A 19,651-nucleotide genomic window follows, 5' to 3' on the forward strand; every position below is an offset into this window, starting at 1 on the left:
ATTCGAGTAATTGAGCCTTATGTTCTGGATTGTCGTTGCGATATTGACGGCGGCTGTCGCCATCGTCCTGATGTACCCGCTGATGCGGAAGACCGAGGCGCCGCAGACGCGCCGCGACGGTGAAGTCGCTGTTTATCGCGATCAACTGGCCGAACTGGACCGCGAACGCGCCGCCGGCCTCATCGGCGACACCGAGGCGGATTATGCCCGCGCCGAAATCGGCCGCCGGCTTCTCGCCGCCGCCGAAGCGGAGGAGCAATCCGGCAAAGAAACCCGGCCGCGCCGGCACAATCTCGCCGCCAGCCTCATCACGGTTCTGCTGCCCGCGCTCGGTCTCTGTCTTTACATCTGGAACGGCAGTCCGGAAGTGCCGGACATGCCGCTCGAGGCGCGTCTTGAAAAGCCCGGTAACGACATGAACCTGCTGGTCGCCCGGGCGGAACGGCATCTGGCGCAGAACCCGGAGGACGGCGCCGGCTGGGACATTCTAGCGCCGATCTATTTCAAGACATTGCGGCTTGGCGATGCCGAGCTTGCCTATCGCAATGCGCTTCGTATTCTGGGACCGAGCCCGGAACGGCTGACGGGCCTTGGCGAAACGCTGGTGGCCGGCAATGACGGCATCGTCATCGAGGCCGCGCGTGCTGCTTTTGCTGAGGCCGAAGAGCTGAAGCCCGGCAATCCGCGCGCCCGCTTCTATCTGGCGCTGTCGCTGGAACAGGCCGGCAAGGCCGAGGAAGCGCGCGCCGCCTTCACCGCACTGGCGGCGGATGCGCCCGCCGGTGCGCCGTGGCTGCCGCTGGTTCAAGAGCATATCGCCCGCACCGGCGGCGCGGCGACCCCCGCCGCACCCGGCCCGACCGCTGAGGACATGGCGGCGGCAAAAGACATGACGGCGACGGACCGGCAGGCGATGATCGAAGGCATGGTGTCGAGCCTCGACGCCAAGCTGAAGGAAAACCCGGCCGATTTTGAAGGCTGGATGCGTCTCGTTCGCGCCTATTCCGTGCTGAAGAACGAAGCCAAGGCTGGAGAGGCGTTGCGAGCGGGGCTGAAGGCTTTCCCGCCGGAGGGCGAGCAGGGCCGGCAGCTTTTGGCGCTGGCCAAGGAACTGGGCGTTTCCGCCGGACCGATCCGCATGAACGGGCAGCAGGATGCCGCGCCGCAGGGAGTGACGCAATGACCCGCAAACAGAAACGCCTAGTGATCATCGGCGGCGGCATGAGCTTCATCGTTGCAGCCGTGCTGCTGGTCATGTTCGCCTTCGGCCAGTCCATTGCCTATTTCTACATGCCGGCCGATCTGGAGAAAACGCCCGTCAACCCCGGCACCCGCATCCGCCTCGGCGGGCTGGTGGCGGAAGGCTCGATCAAGCGCGGCGAGGGCCGCACGGTGAGCTTCACGGTGACCGACGGTGAAGCGAACGTGCCGGTCAGCTATACCGGCATCCTGCCCGATCTTTTCCGCGAAGGGCAGGGCGTGGTGACCGAAGGCATGTTCGATGCCGCGACCCACGGCTTCGTTGCCGACAGCGTGCTGGCCAAGCACGACGAGAACTACATGCCGAAGGAAGTGGCCGACCGGCTGAAGGACAAGGGCCTGTGGCAGCATGCGGGAGAAGGCGAAGAACCCGCCGCCGCAACGCCAGCGGCCAGCGCAACTTCTTCCGACAAGACCGGAGCGACCAGATGATCAACGAGATCGGCCATTATGTTCTGGTTCTGGCGCTCGGTGTGGGGCTGATCGTCTCGACGCTGCCGGTCATCGGCGCGCGCCGCAACGACCGGGCGCTGATGGATGTCGCCTCGCTCGGCTCCGTCCTGATGTTCCTGCTGGTCGCGTTCTCCTTCGCGGCGCTGACGCGGGCTTATACCGTCTCGGATTTTTCCGTGCGCAATGTCTGGGAAAACTCGCATTCGCTGATGCCGATGATCTACAAGCTGACCGGCGTTTGGGGCAACCACGAAGGCTCCATGCTGCTGTGGCTGTTGATTCTGGTGTTTTTCAGCGCGCTTGTCGCCGCCTTCGGCCGTAACCTGCCGGAAACGCTCAAAGCCAATGTTCTTGCGGTACAAGCCTGGATTTCGGTCGCCTTCCTGCTGTTCATCCTGCTCACCTCCAACCCGTTCCTGCGGCTGGAGCCGGTGCCCGCCGAGGGGCAGGACCTCAATCCCATTCTTCAGGATTTCGGCCTCGCCATCCATCCGCCGCTGCTTTACCTCGGTTATGTCGGCTTTTCCGTCTGCTTCTCCTTCGCGGTCGCCGCATTGCTGGAAGGACGCATCGACGCCGCCTGGGCGCGCTGGGTGCGGCCATGGACACTCGCCGCATGGACCTTCCTGACCGCCGGCATCTCCATGGGCTCATACTGGGCCTATTATGAACTTGGCTGGGGCGGCTGGTGGTTCTGGGACCCGGTGGAAAACGCTTCTTTTATGCCATGGCTTGCCGGCACCGCGCTGCTGCATTCGGCGCTCGTCATGGAAAAGCGCGAGGCGCTGAAGATCTGGACCGTGCTACTGGCGATCATGACCTTTTCGCTCTCGCTGCTCGGCACCTTCCTCGTCCGCTCCGGCGTGCTGACCTCGGTGCATGCCTTCGCCACCGATCCCAGCCGCGGCATCTTCATTCTCGGCATCCTGACCGTCTTCATCGGCGGCGCTTTCGCGCTTTTCGCATGGCGTGCACCTTCCCTGAAGGCCGGCGGCCTGTTTGCGCCGATTTCGCGCGAAGGGTCGCTCGTCCTCAACAACCTGATCCTGACGGTATCGACCGCGACCGTGCTGATCGGCACGCTTTACCCGCTCATTCTGGAAACGCTGACGGGCGAAAAAATCTCGGTCGGTGCGCCTTTCTTCAATCTTACGTTCGGCCTGCTGATGATCCCGATCCTGATCGTCACGCCGTTCGGGCCGATGCTCGCCTGGAAGCGCGGCGATCTTCTCGGAGCCTTCCAGCGGCTTTATGTGGCCGCAGCGCTTGCGGCCCTTGCCGGGCTGACGCTCTGGTACATCGAAAATGGCGGTCCGGTGCTGGCCGCACTCGGCATCGCCGCCGGTTTCTGGCTGATCTTCGGCGCTTTCGCCGATCTCTGGTATCGCGCCAATTTCGGCAAGCTCGCCTTCGGTATTGCGTTCCGCCGCCTGAAGGGCCTGCCGCGTTCGGCCTTCGGCACGGCGCTGGCGCATATGGGGCTCGGCATCACCGTGCTCGGCATCGTCATCGTCACCGCTTTCGAGACCGAGACGGTCTTGGAAATGAAAGAGGGCATGGCGGCGGAAGCGGGCGGTTACAGCCTGACCTTCGATGGCGTCCGCCACGCCGTCGGCCCGAATTTCACCGAGGATCGCGGCCATTTCACCGTGCGCAAGGCGGGGGTGGAGGTGGCCGATGTCTGGTCGTCCAAGCGGCTCTATACCGCGCGGCGCATGCCGACGACGGAAGCCGGCATCCTGACCTTCGGCCTCAGCCAGCTTTATGTCTCGCTGGGTGACCCCATGGCCGATGGCGGCATGGTGGTGCGCATCTGGTGGAAACCCTTCATCCTGTGCATCTGGGGCGGCACGCTGTTCATGATGGCGGGCGGTTTCATCTCGCTCTCGGACAGGCGTTTGCGGGTCGGAGCGCCGAATCGCAAGGCGAAGCCGGTGCGGGCTGCAATGCCGGAGGCGGCGGAATGATATCTGCGTTCTCTTCATTCCTGTGCCTGTCACAGGAATCCAGCCGACATGCGTCTGCGTGGCGAAAGAGTTTTTTCAGCCCAAGGACTTGGGCTGGCTGGATTCCTGTGACGAGCACAGGAATGAGGGAGGTTGTGGCGGGGCTCACGCTCCTTCTCGTCCTCATGTTTACGTCATGGCCGGCCTTCGCCTTCAACCCGGACGAAGTGCTGAAAGACCCCGTGCTGGAGCAGCGCGCGCGCAACCTCACGTCTCAGCTCCGCTGCATGGTCTGCCAGAACCAGTCCATCGACGACAGCAATGCCGAGCTGGCGCGTGATCTGCGCGTTCTGGTGCGCGAACGGCTGGTCGAGGGCGACAGCGACAAGGCCGTCATCGATTATGTCGTGTCGCGCTATGGCGAGTTCGTGCTCCTGAAACCGCGCCTCAGCCTGCACACCGTGCTTTTGTGGGGCGCGCCCATCGGTCTCACCCTTGCGGGAATTTTCGCCGTCTTCGTCTTTTCCCGCCGTCGCGCCACCCAGGAACAGCCACAGAAACTGAGCGCGGACGAAGAAGAGCGAATTCGCAATCTCATTGAAAAATAACCGGTTTTCATTTTTCTCCCCGGTTCTTTTTCAACATTACGGATTTTTCATTCGTCAGACACTTCGCCGTAAGGTGTCGCCTCCTATATCTTCATCATCCACCGCTTCTCCCCCGGTCAAACGGGCTCCAGTCTGAATGAAGAAAGAAGGTACACCATGTCTCATTCGCAAAACGGCCATTCCTCGCTGAAGGCGGCCTCGCTGAAGGCGGCCTCGCTGAAGACGGCCTCGCTGAAGACGGCTTTGAAGGCCACGACCGTTGGCGGCCTTGCGGCGCTGATGCTTTCCACTGGCATCGCCGCACCGATCCTCCATTCGTTTGCCGCCCCCGTCGAGGTGAATGCGCCGCAGGTTCCGAGCTTCGCCAATGTGGTCGATGCGGTGTCGCCCGCCGTCGTCTCCGTTCGCGTGCAGTCCAACGTGCAGCCCGCTTCCGATGATAGCAGCAATTTCTCCTTCAATTTCGGCGGCCGTGGCCTCGACCAGCTGCCGGACGACCATCCGCTGAAGCGCTTCTTCAAGGAATTCGGCGGCCCCAACCAGGATCGCTCCGACCGTGGCCCGAACCGCCACCGTGACGGCAAGGGTCCGCTGCGCCCCGTCGCTCAGGGCTCCGGCTTCTTCATTTCCGAAGACGGTTACATCGTCACCAACAACCACGTCGTTGATGACGGCTCCGCCTATACGATCGTGATGAATGACGGTACCGAACTCGACGCCAAGCTCGTGGGCCGCGATCCGCGCACCGATCTGGCGCTGCTGAAGGTCGATGTGAACCGCAAGTTCACCTATGTCCAGTTCGCCGATGACAGCAAGATCCGCGTCGGTGACTGGGTCGTCGCCGTCGGTAACCCCTTCGGTCTCGGCGGTACGGTGACGTCCGGCATTATCTCGGCCCGCGGCCGCGATATCGGTTCCGGCCCCTATGACGACTACCTGCAGATCGACGCCGCCGTGAACCGCGGTAACTCGGGCGGTCCCGCCTTCAACCTCAACGGCGAAGTCGTCGGCATCAACACGGCCATCTTCTCGCCTTCCGGCGGCAATGTCGGCATCGCCTTCGCCATTCCGGCATCGGTCGCCAAGGACGTGATCGCCGACCTGCAGAAGGACGGCAAGGTCGAACGCGGCTGGCTCGGCGTGCAGATCCAGCCCGTCAGCAAGGATATCGCCGAATCGCTCGGCCTTTCCGAAGCCAGCGGCGCGCTTGTCGTTTCGCCACAGGCCGGCTCGCCGGGCGACAAGGCCGGTATCAAGCAGGGCGACATCATCACCGCCGTCAATGGCGAGCCCGTCAAGGATGCCCGCGACCTGTCGCGCCGCATCGGCGGCATGGCGCCCAACACCAAGGTTGAAATCTCGCTGTGGCGCGGCGGCAAGTCGCAGCCTGTCACGGTGACGCTCGGCGATCTCGCCAGCGACGATGCTTCCAAGGCGACGCCTGCCCAGAACGACGATAAGGGCGGCCAGTCCTCCAGCGAGAAGGTGCTCTCCAGCCTCGGCCTGACGGTTGCGCCCGCCGATGACGGCAACGGCCTTGCCATCACCGATGTCGACCCCGACAGCGATGCCGCCGCCCGTGGCCTGAAGACGGGTGAGAAGATCACCTCGGTCAACAACCAGCAGGTCGCTTCCGCCGCCGATATCGAGAAGATCCTCGAACAGGCCAAGAAGGACGGACGCTCCAAGGCGCTGTTCCAGATCCAGACGGACGATGGCAGCCGCTTCATCGCGCTGGATATCGACCAGGGTTGATAACTCGAATGGCGATGCCGGTTCTTTCGGGAGCCGGCGTCGCATCGCGCTCTTGAGACGGGGCGGTTGAGTATGGCAGGGCGCTATGGCCCGTTTCTTCTCCCCGCAGGGGAGAAGGTGGCCCGAAGGGTCGGATGAGGGGGGAACCTCTCGGTAAATCTCTGGCCTTGCCCCCTCATCCCGCTGCCGCGACCTTCTCCCCGGCGGGGAGAAGAAACAAGCGGCGCCCGCCTGATCCATAGGCGATTGTTCCGCCTTGAAGCGCGATGGTGCTTCAAGGCCAGGTCTTCGGAGGAAACCTCATGGAAAACAAGGTTCAGGAAATGTCTGTCGCATCTGTTTCCGGTTGTGCGGAAAAGGGCGAGGGCGCTATTGTCCCGCACATGAAGATTCTTGTCATTGAAGACGACCTCGAGGCTGCGGCCTATATGACCAAGGCGTTCCGCGAAGCCGGGATCGTCGCCGACCATGCGAGCGACGGCGAGAGCGGCCTGTTCATGGGCTGCGAGAACGCTTACGACGTGATGGTGATCGACCGCATGTTACCGCGCCGCGACGGGCTTTCCGTCATCAGCGAGCTGCGCCGCCGCGGCATCGAGACGCCGGTTCTGATCCTTTCCGCGCTGGGGCAGGTGGATGACCGCGTCACCGGCCTGCGCGCCGGCGGCGACGATTATCTGCCGAAGCCCTATGCCTTTTCCGAACTGCTCGCCCGTATCGAGGTGCTGGGCCGCCGCAAGGGCAAGCCCGAGCAGGACATGATCTACCGGGTCGGCGATCTCGAACTCGACCGGCTGTCCCACGATGTTCGCCGGGGCGGCAAGGAAATCCTGCTGCAGCCGCGCGAATTCCGCCTGCTCGAATATCTGATGAAGAATGCCGGTCAGGTCGTCACCCGCACCATGCTTCTCGAAAACGTCTGGGACTATCATTTCGACCCGCAGACCAATGTCATCGACGTGCATGTGTCCCGCCTGCGCTCGAAGATCGAGAAGGACTTCGAGAAGCCGCTGCTGAAGACTATTCGCGGCGCTGGCTACATGATGAAGGACGAGGGCTGATTGGCGAAAATGGCCCGCCTCAGAATAGTGTTCCGGTCGACAGCGGTGCGCCTTTCGGCGCTCTATATTCTGCTGTTCGCACTCTGCGCCGCCTTCCTCGTCTTTTATGTCACCGCCCTTTCCGAAAGGCTGCTGAACCAGCAGACGCGCGATGCCGTCTTGCAGGAAGTCTCGGATGTGCAGCGCATTTATAATCGCGGCGGCATCAACCCGCTGCTGCGGATGATGGAACGCCGCGCCCGCCAGCCGGGGGCGAGCCTTTACGTCATCGCCGGGCCGAATGGCGAAATCCTTGCCGGCAACGTCGCTTCGGTGCAGCCAGGTGTTTTCGACAAGGAAGGCTGGACAGGTTTTCCTTTCCGTTACGAGCGTTACTCCGAAAGCGGCGACAGCGTGCAGCATCTGGCCACCGCCAATGTCTTCATGCTGGATAATGGCCTGCGCATCCTGATCGGCCGCGACCTCGGCGAACCCACCAAGTTTCGGGCACTGGTGCGCAACGCACTGATGGTGGCGCTCGCCATCATGGGCGGCGGCGCGCTGCTCATCTGGTTCGGCATCGGCCGCAACGCGCTGAAACGCATCGACCGCATGTCGGCGGCGACCAAGAAGATCATGGCGGGCGACCTTTCGCAGCGCCTGCCGCAGGGCCGCTCCGGCGATGAATTCGACCGCCTGTCCGGCTCGCTCAACGCCATGCTAGGCCGCATCGAAAAGCTGAATGAAGGCCTGCGGCAAGTCTCCGACAATATCGCCCATGATCTGAAGACGCCGCTGACGCGACTGCGCAACAAGGCGGCCGCAGCGCTTGACGACAATGACGAGACGAAACGGCGTGCCGCGCTTGAAGGCATCATCGCCGAATCCGACCAGCTTATCCGCACCTTTAACGCACTGTTGATGATCTCCCGTGTGGAGGCCGGCTCAATTGCAGCAGAAATGACCGATGTGGACGTCTCGGCGATTGCCGCCGACAGCGCCGAACTCTATGAGCCGGTGGCCGAGGATGCCGGGCTTGTGCTGGAGGCCGAAATAGAGGCTGACCTGTCGGTAAAGGGCAACCGCGAGCTGATCGGCCAGGCGCTCTCCAACCTCATCGACAACGCCATGAAATATGCCTGCGAGGGCGAAGGCGACAAAAAGCTCGTTGTGCGTTTGGCAAGGGAGCCGGAGGCCATCGTGCTCTCCGTCGCCGATCACGGCCCCGGCATTCCCGCCGACAAACGCGGCGAGGTGCTGAAACGCTTCGTCAGGCTGGATGAAAGCCGCTCGAAACCCGGAACCGGGCTCGGCCTGTCGCTGGTGGAGGCCGTGATGGAACTGCATGGCGGATCGCTGATGCTATCGGATACGGACGCCACGAATGCCGCCTGTCCGGGGCTGACCGTTTCGATGGTGTTTCCCGTCTCGAAGGCTTAGGCATCGCGGCTGACGATGCCGTTCACCGGGATTTGTGCGCAAAGTCTTCGCCATCCGGAAAATGACTGTTTTTCAAGATTGTATTGCAAGATGATCTGAAGAATAGTCCGATTGATTGACGGCAATGGCTCTGTTCGGAAATCGCGTGCGATGGACGAAAGGATGTGTGACGGGTGGCAGCTACGGTTCCCTTGACCGATGACGGGCACGGCCCGATCATTCTGTTCGATGCGGAATGTGTGCTGTGCTCCGTGAATGCGCAATTCGTGCTGCGGCATGACAGGGCCGGATATTTCCGCCTGGCGTCCATGCAGGGCGATATCGGCGCGGAAATTTACCGACGCTGCGGCATGGACCCGAAAGATCCGGTCAGCATGCTGGTCGTGGAGGGCGGCAGGGTGCGGCAGGACAGCGATGCCGTGCTGAGCATATATGAAGCGCTGGGCCTACCCTGGCGGCTGATCACCATATTACGCATCGTTCCCGCATTCCTGCGCGATCCCGTTTATCGCTTTGTCGCCCGCAATCGCTACCGCTGGTTCGGAAAACGCGAAGAATGCTGGGTAGCGCCGCCGGAATACCGGGACAGGATACTCTAAGCATCGCGGCCCCGGTGAAACGCCTTGCGGCGCTTCACCGGGTGAGGAGGCGTGAGGGCGGGGACGCCTTTCCTCATTGGGGACGTGCCGGAGTGCGCATCCGTGGCCGCGCGGTTCTCCTGCTCACGGTTCAGAACGTGTAAGCCACGCCCACCATCGCAAACGGCTGAATATCCTTCTTCGACAGAGGGCTGTCCTTGGCATCGCCCAGCAGGAAGCCGACGCCGCCCGTGCCGGTGATAGACCAGTTCTCGGTCATAAGGTAAGTGACGGAGGCGCTGGCGTCGACGCGCTTGAAGCCTGATTTCGCGTCGAAGCGGCGCAGGCCCGAGCGGGCGGACTGGGCCGAGGTGACGCCGAAATAGGATTTCATGTGCTTGTCGTCCGCCCAGGTGGCGGAGAGGTCGGCGCCCAGGATGAACTGATCGACCTTGTGCGAAACGCTGGCGCCGATGGTCGCGGTCAGGCCTTCGCTGCCGTCGATGGTCTTGTCCACCTTGGCGTAGATTTCGAAGGGATCCACGCCATAGGCGATGACGCCGCCGACCACGCCGGCCGCCTTGATATCGCCCATTCCGCGCAGGTTTTTCCTGTCGTCCTTTTCCTTGCGCCCGGCTTCCCAGCCGCCCTTCACACCCAGTCTGAAGCCGTTGTGGTTCAGCAGGTTGACGGTGACGCCGCTGAAATCGATGCTCAGCGTATCTCCATACTCGATGGAAACCAGCGGCACGGCGCCTGCTTCCAGCTTGTCCGAACCCTCATATTTCGGGGCGTAGGCGGCACCGACACCGAGCGTGATCTTCCAGTCGCTGGAGCTGCTGTAGCGGGCATTGTCGAAATTGCCCTGCGGATCGGCCACCCGGTCTGATTTGCCGATATCGGCGGCAAAAACGGGCGTGCAGACGGCCTGCGCCATGGGCAGCGTCGTCAGGCAAAGGGCCATCGCGCGCAGGTTCTTTTGCAATTTCACTGTAAAAATCTGTTTCATGATCATATCCGTTGCAACATCGAGCGTTGGAAAACCGGGGAGTCGGGTTTCGTTGAGGCTGACGCTACGCCGGCACAATTGCGGAGACATTACGGGGTACGGGGCTTTGGAAAACATCGCCATCGGCGGTTTTATGATCGCAAAGCGGCCTGCATTTGTTACAACGCCAGATGCATGCGCCGGGAGGATTCTAAGAGGTGCGGCGGCAGGGACGTTTCGGGTGCGGCGCATCCGGTCCTGAAAGTCGCATGTCGGGGAGCGGCGAGAGGATAGTCGGAAGAGGGAGAGACACAGTGACGAAACGGGAAACCGCCGAAAGGCGGCTGAGCGAGGTTCTGCCGGGCGTGATCCGCCCCTATACGCAGACGGAACTGAAATCCGTTCTTTCGACGCTGAAGGATATCGGCAAAAGCGAGCCGGCGGTGGCCGCGCTGCTTGTCGGGGAAAGTGCACTCAAAGAGTTTATCGCCGCGGCTTTCACGCTGTCCCCCTATCTGCGTGACATGGCGTCTGCGGATGAGGGGCTTTTGTCGCTGGCGATGTCGAAACCGCTCGAGCCGCTGCTGGCGGGTCTCGTCCATGAGGCGCGCGATTGCTGGAAGCCGGGCGAAGAAGGCGGGGTGCCGAGCGAAAACGAGGTGATGTCGCGGCTGAGGGTAGCCAAGCGGCGGCTCTCTTTCATCGCGGCACTTGCCGATCTCGCCCGCATCTTCACCGCGCGCGATACGACACGCTGGCTGAGCGACATGGCGGATGCATCGCTTTCCGCCGCCATCGATCACCTGCTGCTCGCCGCCCATGAGAGCGACAAGCTGAAACTGAAAAATGTCGCAGCCCCGAGCGACGGGTCGGGCCTCATCGTGCTCGGCATGGGCAAGCTCGGCGCGCGGGAACTGAACTATTCCTCCGATATCGACGCCGTGGTGTTCTTCGAACCCTCAGCCGGCATCATGGACGATCCTTATGATGCGACGGAGAATTTCGGCCGCATGATGCGCCGTCTGGTGCGCATCATGCAGGAGCGCACGGCCGATGGTTACGTCTTCCGCACCGATCTGCGGCTGCGGCCCGATCCCGGCTCGACGCCGCTCGCCATTCCCGTGGAGGCTGCGCTGCTTTATTACGAGGGCAGGGGCCAGAACTGGGAACGCGCCGCCTATATCAAGGCGCGGCCGGTGGCCGGCGATATCAGGGCGGGTGAGAATTTCCTGCGCGAGCTGACGCCCTTCATCTTCCGCAAATATCTCGATTATGCGGCGATTGCCGATATTCATTCCATCAAGCGGCAGATCCATGCCCATAAGGGCCACGGTGCCATTGCGGTGAAGGGCCACAATGTCAAGCTCGGGCGCGGCGGCATCCGCGAGATCGAATTCTTCGCGCAGACACAGCAGCTGATTGCCGGCGGCCGCATGCCGGCGCTTCGAGTGCGCGCAACGCAGGAGGCGCTTGCGGCGCTGACCGAAGCGAAATGGATCGATGCCGAAACGCGGGACAGCCTGACGGAAGCCTATTGGTTCCTGCGCGAGGTGGAGCACCGCATCCAGATGGTGCGCGACGAGCAGACCCATGTGCTGCCGGACACCGAAGCCGAATTGAAACGCATCGCCTTCATGCTCGGTTTTGAGGACACCAAAACCTTTTCGGAAAAGCTGGAAGCGGTGCTGCGGCTGGTGGAGCGCCGTTATTCGGCGCTTTTCGAACAGGAAACGAAGCTCTCCGGTGAGGCCGGCAATCTGGTCTTTACCGGCCAGAAGGACGATCCCGATACGTTAAAGACGCTCTCCACCCTTGGTTTCCAGCGGCCGGAGGATATTTCCCGCGTCATCCGCACCTGGCACAATGGCCGTTACCGGGCGACGCAATCGGTGGAGGCGCGCGAGCGGTTGACGGAGCTGACGCCGGACCTGCTGCGCGCCTTCGGTGAAAGCAAGCGCGCCGATGAAGCGCTGCTGCGCTTCGACAATTTCCTCTCCGGTCTGCCGGCCGGCATCCAGCTCTTTTCGCTGCTCGGCAACAACCCGGCGCTGCTTGATCTGCTGGTGACGATCATGTCGTCCGCACCGCGCCTTGCCGAAATCATCGCCGCGCGTCCGCATGTCTTCGACGGCATGCTGGACCCGGCATTGATGAGCGACGTGCCGACGCGCGACTATCTCGCCCACCGCATGGGAAGCTTTCTCTCCAACGCCCGGCATTATGAGGATATTCTCGACCGGCTGCGCATTTTCGCCGCCGAACAGCGGTTCCTCATCGGCGTTCGGCTCCTCACCGGTGCGATCCGCGGCGAGGTTGCCGCTCGCGCCTTCACCCACCTTGCCGATCTGGTGATCGAGGCGGCGCTGAATGCGGTTCTGGCGGAGATGGAAGCGGCGCATGGGCCCTATCCCGGCGGGCGCGTGGCTATCATGGGCATGGGCAAGCTCGGCTCCTTCGAGCTGACGGCCGGTTCGGATGTCGATCTTATCCTGCTTTACGATTATGACGATGCCGCCCATGAATCGACCGGCGCAAAGCCACTCGATGTCGTGCGTTATTTCACCCGTGTCACGCAAAGGCTGATTGCCGCGCTGTCGGCCCCGACGGCGGAAGGCGTGCTTTACGAGGTGGACATGCGGCTTCGCCCCTCCGGCAACAAGGGGCCGGTGGCGACCCGCATTTCCGCCTTCGAGAAATACCAGCGCGAGGAAGCCTGGACCTGGGAGCACATGGCACTGTCCCGCGCTCGCCTGATCTGCGGCGATGCTTCGCTGATGGAGGACGCGCGCCGCATCATCGCTTCCATCCTGTCGCAAAAGCGCGATGTGGCCAAGGTCTCGGCCGATGTGCTGGAGATGCGCAGCCTGATCGAGCAGGAAAAGCCGCCGGAAAACAACTGGGATTTCAAGCTCATCAATGGCGGGCTGATCGACCTCGAATTCATCGCTCAATATCTGGCGCTGGTGGGACCGGTAAAGGGGCTTGCCGCGCATGAACCGGGGCGCAACACGGCCGAGGCGCTGCAGGCGCTCGCCGCCCCTGTCATGGAGCCGCAGGCCTTTGATGACTGCATGGCGGCGATGGCGCTCTACACCGAAATCTCGCAAATCGTGCGGCTATGCATCGATGGCGCCTTCAACCCGAAGGAAGCGCCGGCGGGCCTCACCGATCTCGTTTGCCGGGCGGGTGATTGCCCTGACATTCCCACATTGGAGGGTGAGGTGAAGCGGCTGGCGAAGGCGGTGCGGAAGGCGTTTGTGGGGACGGTGAAGAATGGTGGTTGATGTGGGTGGGTGAGGCTTCACCCCCTTCTGCCCTGCCGGGCATCTCCCCCTCAAGGGGGAGATCGATATGCGGCAACGGCGCGATCATCTCAAACGTTGCGAATTTGGCAAGGAGCATCCGTCTAGCTGATCTCCCCCCTTGAGGGGGAGATGCCCGGCAGGGCAGAGGGGGTATCGCGCACTCGACCTTTACATATTGCAGGAAAGTCAGCGCGTCCGACGCCAACTCAATGCACCGTCCCACAGCACCCCGCCGCATGCGGAATGATGATCGTCACCACGGTGCCACGGCCCTCACACGAGCGGATCTTCATCGTGCCGCCATGCAGCTTGACGAGCGAGCGGGAAATCGCAAGCCCGAGGCCGGAGCCGCCCTGGCTCTTGGCATATTGGCTCTGCACCTGTTCGAAAGGCTGGCCGATCTTGTTGAGCGCCTGGGCGGGAATGCCGATGCCGGTGTCTGCGATGGTGAGGATCATCGCGGCCTGATGCACATGGGTGCGCAGCGCGATGCGGCCGCCGTCGCCGGTGAATTTCACGGCGTTGGAGAGCAGGTTGAGCATGATCTGCTTCATGGCGCGGCGGTCGCCCTGCATGGTCAACCCGGCGCAAACCTTCTGCTGCACGGTGATGTTCTTCTGTTCGGCCTGAATGGCCGTCAGGCGCAGGGTCTCCTCGATCAGCGGCGCGAGATCGATGGTCTCGCGGTTGATGCGCATATGGCCCGCCTCGATCTTCGACATGTCGAGAATATCGTTGATGACGTTGAGCAGGTGTTTGCCGCTATCGTGAATATCGCGGGCATATTCGGAATATTTCGGCGAGCCGACCGGTCCGAACATCTCGTTCTGCAGGATGTCGGAAAAGCCGAGGATGGCGTTGAGCGGCGTGCGCAGCTCATGGCTCATATTGGCGAGGAATTCGGATTTCGCCCGGTTGGCGGCCTGCGCACGCTCTTTTTCGGCGAGATAATTGGCGTTGGCGTCGGAAAGCTCGGTCTTCTGCCGCTCCAGCTTGTGCTGCGAGGCGGAGAGGTCGCCGATGGTAGCCATCAACCGGCGTTCGGAATCGCGCAGGCGCTCCTGATGGCGCTTCAGAAGGGTGATATCGGTGCCGACCGAGACGAGGCCGCCATCGCGGGTGCGGCGTTCGTTGATCTGCAGCCAGCGGTCATCGGCAAGCTGCACTTCGGTGGTGCGCGACAGGCCGGACTGGTCCGGATCGGCAACGCGACGTTCAACGACGGGGCGGGCGGCTGCGGCATGGACGGTGCTTTTTTCCGTGCCTGCCACCAGCACGCTGTCCGGCAGGCCATAGGCCTTCTGGTAATGGGTGTTGCACATCACCAGACGGTCGTTCTTGTCCCACAGCACGAAGGCTTCCGAGGTGGACTCGATGGCGTCGGCAAGGCGCTGGTCGGCTTCGGCGTAGCGTTGCGCAAGGCGGTGCTGTTCGGTCACATCCATGGCGATGCCGATGACGCGCGGTCCATTATTGGTGCGGATGACCTGGGCGCGGGCGCGCAGCCAGACATAATGGCCCTTGGCATGGCGCATGCGGAAGATCTGATCGATCTGGCGCAGGTTGCCGCAGCCGACGGCGCGGGCAAGCTCATAGAGATTGCCGTCTTCGGAATGCATCATGCGCGCCGCGTCGGAGAAGGAAAGCGGTGCGGCCTTCGGCGGCAGCCCGAGAATTTCGTAAAGCGAACCGGACCAGAACATGCGCCGGCTGGAAAGATCGAAATCCCACAACCCGCAACGGCCGCGAGACAGCGCGGTTTCGACCCGCAGGTTGGATTCGGCGAAGATGTCGTCGGCGTCGCGGGCGCGCTTCACCTGCATGTAATAGGCATAGAGCACGACCAGCAGGATCGAGGAGATGCCGGCAAACAGCGTCACGTTCATGGCGATTTCGCTGCGCCAGAAGGAACGGATCGGCTGCAGCGAGCGGGCTGCGATCACCATCGCGCCATCGTCGCCGAAGGGGATCATCGTCGCATAGTGCTGCTGGCCGTCGATATTGGTCTCGATGGTGCCGGGCGCGCCGGGGAAACGCTGCACGATGGCGATTTCCGGAAGCAAAGCCGGCAGCGACGTGCCGATATAAAGCATCGCTTCCTTGCCGGCGCCGGCGAAAATGCGGCCATTGCTGCCCGAAAGAAGTACCATCGTACCGTCGGCAAGGCTGCCCGACGGCAGCGCCGCGACGAGGTTGGCTTCGGCGCGGGCACGATCCTGCGCGGTGAAGACGGTATCGTTGTTGAGAAGGGCCGCCTTGGCCGTCAGCGCCGTCAGCGCCGTGGAATGGCGGGCGGCCTCTTCCATGCGGCTATATTCGGCAACGATGCCCAGCATGCGCGAGGCCGCGACGACGACGAGAAAGGCGAGGATGAGAATGGGAATGAGACGTTTCAGCAGGGTCTCGACCTGCGGCATCGGGCGGTCGGAGCCATTCATCAAACCCATCAGGTCGCTGGAAAGCCTTTCGCCCCAGGCCGCAAGATCAGAAAATTTGGCATACGGCCGCTCATCGCCCGCAGTCGCCCGCCGCACGTTCGTCATTGTCCCGCCTTCAAGATGTCCCCAGTGATTCGAAGCGCCGCCGCTCGAATATGACTAGTGAATCAAATGCGATTCGCCGTGTCCAGAGGCAAAAGTTAAAAGAATTTTAACCCCTTGAACCGACTCCGTATTTTTTCGGGACGGTCTGTTTCCGCTTTGGAGAAGGCGGGAATTATGAACGAAATCAGTGAGCCGGCAATCTGATCCGGTTGTTGCGGAATGCGGGAGAAACAGGCTTCATGCTCCGTCGAAGGCGGTAAGAGCGGGGCCAAGCGCGCTGATCACGCCATTGCCCGCAGCGGGAAGACCGGTCAGCACCGCGCTGATGATATCGTCACGGCTTGCGCCCCGCACCTTGGCTTCCATCACGTGAAAGGCGAGACCGCTTTCCAGACGCAGGGCGGCAAGAATGCCGATATAGATCAGGCTCTGCGTCTTCACATCGAGCGTGGACGCCGCCCCGAGACCCTGCACGGCCTGAAACCATGCCGCCTTGTGGGCCGGAGCATCGGTCATGAAGCGCTGAAACGAAGCGCTGGTCTTGGACATGTCCGTCATCTGAAATTCCTTTCCGGTCTCTTCAGCCGTTCCCGGCCTCTCGCGAACCATCATGTCGCGCAACGCAATACGCCGCCTTGATGGCGATCAAGACGGCGTATCGGTATTTTCCGGAGTTTTGGCGGGGCGGTCAGCCCTTCAGGATGCGCCCGACTATGTCGCTTACATCCGTCGACAGCCCCTTGGCGTCGGCGATGGTCGAAAGCGCAGCTTTGGCGTGTTCGGCACGGCTTGCCTCCAGCGACCGCCAGGAGCGCATGGATGTGAGAATGCGGGCGGCAAGCTGCGGATTGCGCTTGTCGATGGCGATGATCTGCTCCGCCAGGAACCGGTAAGCGGCGCCATCCGCACGGTGGAAGCCGGTGGGGTTGGCGAAGGCAAGCGTGCCGACGAGCGAGCGAACCCGGTTCGGATTGGTGGCGATGAAATGTTTCGATTTCATCAGCGCCTTGATCCGGTCGAGCGCGCCGTCGCCGGGAATGGCGGCCTGCAGCGAGAACCACTTGTCGAGCACCAGCGCATTGTCGGCGAAGCGCTTTTCGAAGGCGGCAAGCGCTTCCTTTGTTTCGGTACTTTCCGGGAAACGCTGGGTCAGCACGCTGAGCGCATGGGCGAGATCGGTCATGTTGGTGGCGTCGGCAAAGGCCTTTGCCGCGCGGGCCGGCGTTTCCTCGGCAAGGGCGAGGAAGGTCAGCGCGCCGTTGCGCAGCGAACGGCGTCCCGCACTTGCCGCATCCGGGCTGTAGGCCTCGCCATCAGCCGTGCTGTCGGCAAGCCGCCGCAGCGTTTCGAGCCCGGCCGTCGCAATGGCCTTGATGGTGGCGTTACGCGCCTTGTGGATGGCGTCCGGATCGTTGTCGCCGCCCATTTCGCGGGCGATATCCGTTTCGCTCGGCAAGGCCAGCGCCTGCGCCCGGAAGGCGGGCTCAAGAGCGTCGTTGCCGATGATTTCGATAAGCGTTGCGGTCAGCTCCGCATCCGTTTGAACGTCCTTGCCGTCCTGCACGGCCCTGGTGGCGGCAATCAGCGCCGGCAGGGCAAGATCGGTCAGCGCCTGGAAGCGCGCGAACATATCCGTCTCATGCCGGGCGATCTGCACCAGATCGGCCGCATTCTGCTCGAAATCCAGATTGATCGGCGCCGAGAAGTTGCGGTTGATCGACAGCACCGGCCGCGACGAGATGCCGGAGAAGGAGAATGTCTGGTTGCGTTCGGTCAGGTGCAGCACGCCGTCGCGATAGTCGCCGCCTTCGACGGCCTGCGGTTCGGCGATCTGGCCATTGTCGAGGATCAGCGCCAGCGACAGCGGAATATGGCGCGGCTGCTTCACCGGTTGGCCGGGCGTCGGCGCGGTCGTCTGTTCCAGAGTGAGTTTGAATGTGGACTTGCCCGCATCATAAGCCGAGGAGACGGAGACGAGCGGCGTGCCCGCTTCGGTGTACCACAGCGAAAACTGCGAAAGGTCACGGCCGCTGGCGTCCGCGAAGCTCCTGACGAAATCCTCGACGGTTGCGGCTTCGCCGTCATGGCGCTCGAAATAGAGGTCCATGCCCTTCTTGAAGTCGTTTTCCCCGAGGATCGTGGCGATCATGCGGGTGACTTCGGCACCCTTTTCATAAACGGTCGTCGTGTAGAAGTTGTTGATTTCACGATAGGTATCGGGGCGCGGCGGATGCGCCAGCGGGCCGGAATCCTCGGGAAACTGCTCCGATTTCAGATGGCGCACATCGGCGATGCGCTTGACCGGCCGCGAGCGCATGTCGGCGGAGAATTCCTGATCGCGATAGACCGTCAGGCCTTCCTTCAGGCAGAGCTGGAACCAGTCACGGCAGGTGATGCGGTTGCCCGTCCAGTTGTGGAAATATTCATGCGCGATGATGCGCTCGATATTGGCGTAGTCAGCATCGGAGGCGGTTTCCGGGTCGGCCAGCACGAATTTGTCGTTGAAGACGTTGAGACCCTTGTTCTCCATCGCGCCCATGTTGAAATCAGACACGGCGACGATCATGAAGATATCGAGGTCGTATTCGCGGCCGAAGCGCTCTTCGTCCCACTTCATCGAACGCTTCAGCGCGTCCATGGCATAGGCCGCACGCGGCTCCTTGCCGTGCTCGACATAAATCTTCAGTGCCACGTCGCGGCCGGACATGGTGGTGAAGGTATCTTCCACCACGCCGAGATCGCCGGCGACGAGTGCGAAAAGATAGCTGGGCTTCGGATGCGGATCGAACCATGCCGCAAAGTGACGGCCTTCATCGTAATTGCCGCCGCCGAGGAAATTGCCGTTCGAGAGCAGCAGCGGATTGCCTTCCTTCGCCGCGATGATCGTCACCGTATAGGGCGCCAGAACATCCGGGCGGTCCGGGAAATAGGTGATGCGGCGGAAACCTTCCGCCTCGCATTGGGTGCAATAAACGCCATTGGTGCGGTAGAGCCCCATAAGCTGCGTATTGACCTGCGGATTGATGTAATTGGTGACGCAGATTTCGAAGGGCGCCTCCGCCGGCAGGTCGCGGATGGTCAGGCTCTCCGGCGTTGCCTCATATTGACCGGCGGGAAGCTCCACCTGATCGAGCAGCAGGCTGGAAAGCTTCAGCTCGTCGCCATCGAGAACCAGCGGCGCCTGCCGCTCAGCACCCTCGCGCCGGTGAAAGATCAGACGGGCTTCGACCTTGGTATTCTTGGGGTCGAGTTCGAAGGTGAGATCCACCCGCTCCAGAACGAAATCGGTGGGGCGGTAATCTGCCAGGTGAACGATCTGGCCCGTGTCTGTTCGCATGACTGTCCCTGAATAACTTTGCGTGGTCTTCCCGGCATCATGTCGTCATAAGGCCCGGATGTAAAATGGGTAGAATATTCGTCACGTTCATGTGCGCGTCGGAGGACGTTCTGTCCCGCCATGGAAGGCTTTGCCGGCCATGCAGACAATCCTCCCGCCGCCGGACCTGTGGACCATGGCAGCAAATGTTGAACGATTGCTGAAATTATATTTTATTTTCTTCAAATTTTAGCGCGCGTCGCTTTTGGTTTGCATCATTTCCGCAGCCGCGAAAACAATCCCTTCCCAAATCAACGGAATTCACGGGTAAATCACATTTTTTGTTGTAAAGCGCTGGGGGAATGCTCTAGCCTTGCACAAATCCAATTCCCCTGCGTCGTCCTCCCCGCATGAAAAAT

Annotated in this window: 13 protein-coding genes; 9 read left to right on the forward strand and 4 right to left on the reverse strand. The window is 62.0% G+C overall.

The window, feature by feature from the left end:
- The first annotated feature begins 19 nt into the window (after positions 1–19).
- The 8 genes from ccmI (at position 20) to CFBP4996_RS03265 (ending at position 9,101) form a co-directional block, all read left to right on the forward strand.
- Positions 20–1,183, forward strand: a complete 1,164-nt coding sequence (gene ccmI / locus CFBP4996_RS03230; protein WP_162935904.1) for a c-type cytochrome biogenesis protein CcmI — start codon at positions 20–22, stop codon at positions 1,181–1,183.
- Positions 1,180–1,692 carry a cytochrome c maturation protein CcmE gene (ccmE, locus tag CFBP4996_RS03235; protein ID WP_080852442.1) on the forward strand — a complete coding sequence of 171 codons (513 nt, stop codon included), beginning with the start codon at positions 1,180–1,182 and terminating at the stop codon, positions 1,690–1,692. The genes ccmI and ccmE overlap by 4 nt, the downstream gene beginning before the upstream one ends.
- Positions 1,689–3,680 carry a heme lyase CcmF/NrfE family subunit gene (locus CFBP4996_RS03240; RefSeq protein ID WP_080852441.1) on the forward strand — a complete coding sequence of 664 codons (1,992 nt, stop codon included), beginning with the start codon at positions 1,689–1,691 and terminating at the stop codon, positions 3,678–3,680. Before ccmE ends, CFBP4996_RS03240 begins: the two co-directional genes overlap by 4 nt.
- A 122-nt stretch (positions 3,681–3,802) precedes the next feature.
- The gene (locus tag CFBP4996_RS03245; RefSeq protein ID WP_162935903.1) at positions 3,803–4,267 is read left to right on the forward strand and encodes a cytochrome c-type biogenesis protein; all 465 of its coding nucleotides are present in this window, start codon (positions 3,803–3,805) and stop codon (positions 4,265–4,267) included.
- Between the two features lie 156 nt (positions 4,268–4,423).
- Positions 4,424–6,022 (forward strand): Do family serine endopeptidase, encoded by a 1,599-nt coding sequence (locus CFBP4996_RS03250; protein ID WP_080852439.1) that lies wholly within the window; start codon positions 4,424–4,426, stop codon positions 6,020–6,022.
- Positions 6,023–6,324: 302 nt separating this feature from the next.
- Entirely contained in the window at positions 6,325–7,083 is a 759-nt protein-coding gene (locus tag CFBP4996_RS03255; protein ID WP_080853212.1) for a response regulator transcription factor, read from the forward strand.
- Between the two features lie 9 nt (positions 7,084–7,092).
- Positions 7,093–8,502 (forward strand): sensor histidine kinase, encoded by a 1,410-nt coding sequence (locus CFBP4996_RS03260; RefSeq protein WP_080852438.1) that lies wholly within the window; start codon positions 7,093–7,095, stop codon positions 8,500–8,502.
- A 173-nt stretch (positions 8,503–8,675) separates the two neighbouring features.
- Positions 8,676–9,101, forward strand: a complete 426-nt coding sequence (locus CFBP4996_RS03265) for a thiol-disulfide oxidoreductase DCC family protein (RefSeq protein WP_080852437.1) — start codon at positions 8,676–8,678, stop codon at positions 9,099–9,101.
- Positions 9,102–9,231: 130 nt separating this feature from the next.
- Here CFBP4996_RS03265 and CFBP4996_RS03270 read toward each other — a convergent pair whose 3' ends face one another.
- Complete coding sequence (locus CFBP4996_RS03270) at positions 9,232–10,095, reverse strand: MipA/OmpV family protein (RefSeq protein WP_162935902.1); 864 nt, start codon at positions 10,093–10,095, stop codon at positions 9,232–9,234.
- A gap of 287 nt (positions 10,096–10,382) precedes the next feature.
- Here CFBP4996_RS03270 and CFBP4996_RS03275 point away from each other — a divergent pair, with 287 nt between their 5' ends.
- On the forward strand, positions 10,383–13,352 hold the full coding sequence (locus CFBP4996_RS03275; protein WP_080852436.1) for a bifunctional [glutamine synthetase] adenylyltransferase/[glutamine synthetase]-adenylyl-L-tyrosine phosphorylase: 2,970 nt from the start codon (positions 10,383–10,385) through the stop codon (positions 13,350–13,352).
- 227 nt (positions 13,353–13,579) lie between these two features.
- Here the strand turns inward: CFBP4996_RS03275 and CFBP4996_RS03280 are convergent, their stop codons facing one another.
- From CFBP4996_RS03280 to pepN, 3 genes are all read right to left on the reverse strand, one after another.
- Positions 13,580–15,916, reverse strand: a complete 2,337-nt coding sequence (locus tag CFBP4996_RS03280) for a PAS domain-containing sensor histidine kinase (RefSeq protein ID WP_080852435.1) — start codon at positions 15,914–15,916, stop codon at positions 13,580–13,582.
- Positions 15,917–16,153: 237 nt separating this feature from the next.
- Positions 16,154–16,474, reverse strand: a complete 321-nt coding sequence (locus CFBP4996_RS03285) for a carboxymuconolactone decarboxylase family protein (protein ID WP_080853210.1) — start codon at positions 16,472–16,474, stop codon at positions 16,154–16,156.
- A 130-nt stretch (positions 16,475–16,604) separates the two neighbouring features.
- A complete protein-coding gene (gene pepN / locus CFBP4996_RS03290; protein ID WP_080852434.1) occupies positions 16,605–19,253 on the reverse strand; it encodes an aminopeptidase N in 2,649 nt (882 codons plus the stop codon).
- Positions 19,254–19,651 lie beyond the last annotated feature (398 nt).

The sequence above is a fragment of the Agrobacterium leguminum genome (genome assembly GCF_005144435.2).
In the GTDB taxonomy this organism is placed as follows: Bacteria; Pseudomonadota; Alphaproteobacteria; order Rhizobiales; family Rhizobiaceae; genus Agrobacterium; species Agrobacterium leguminum.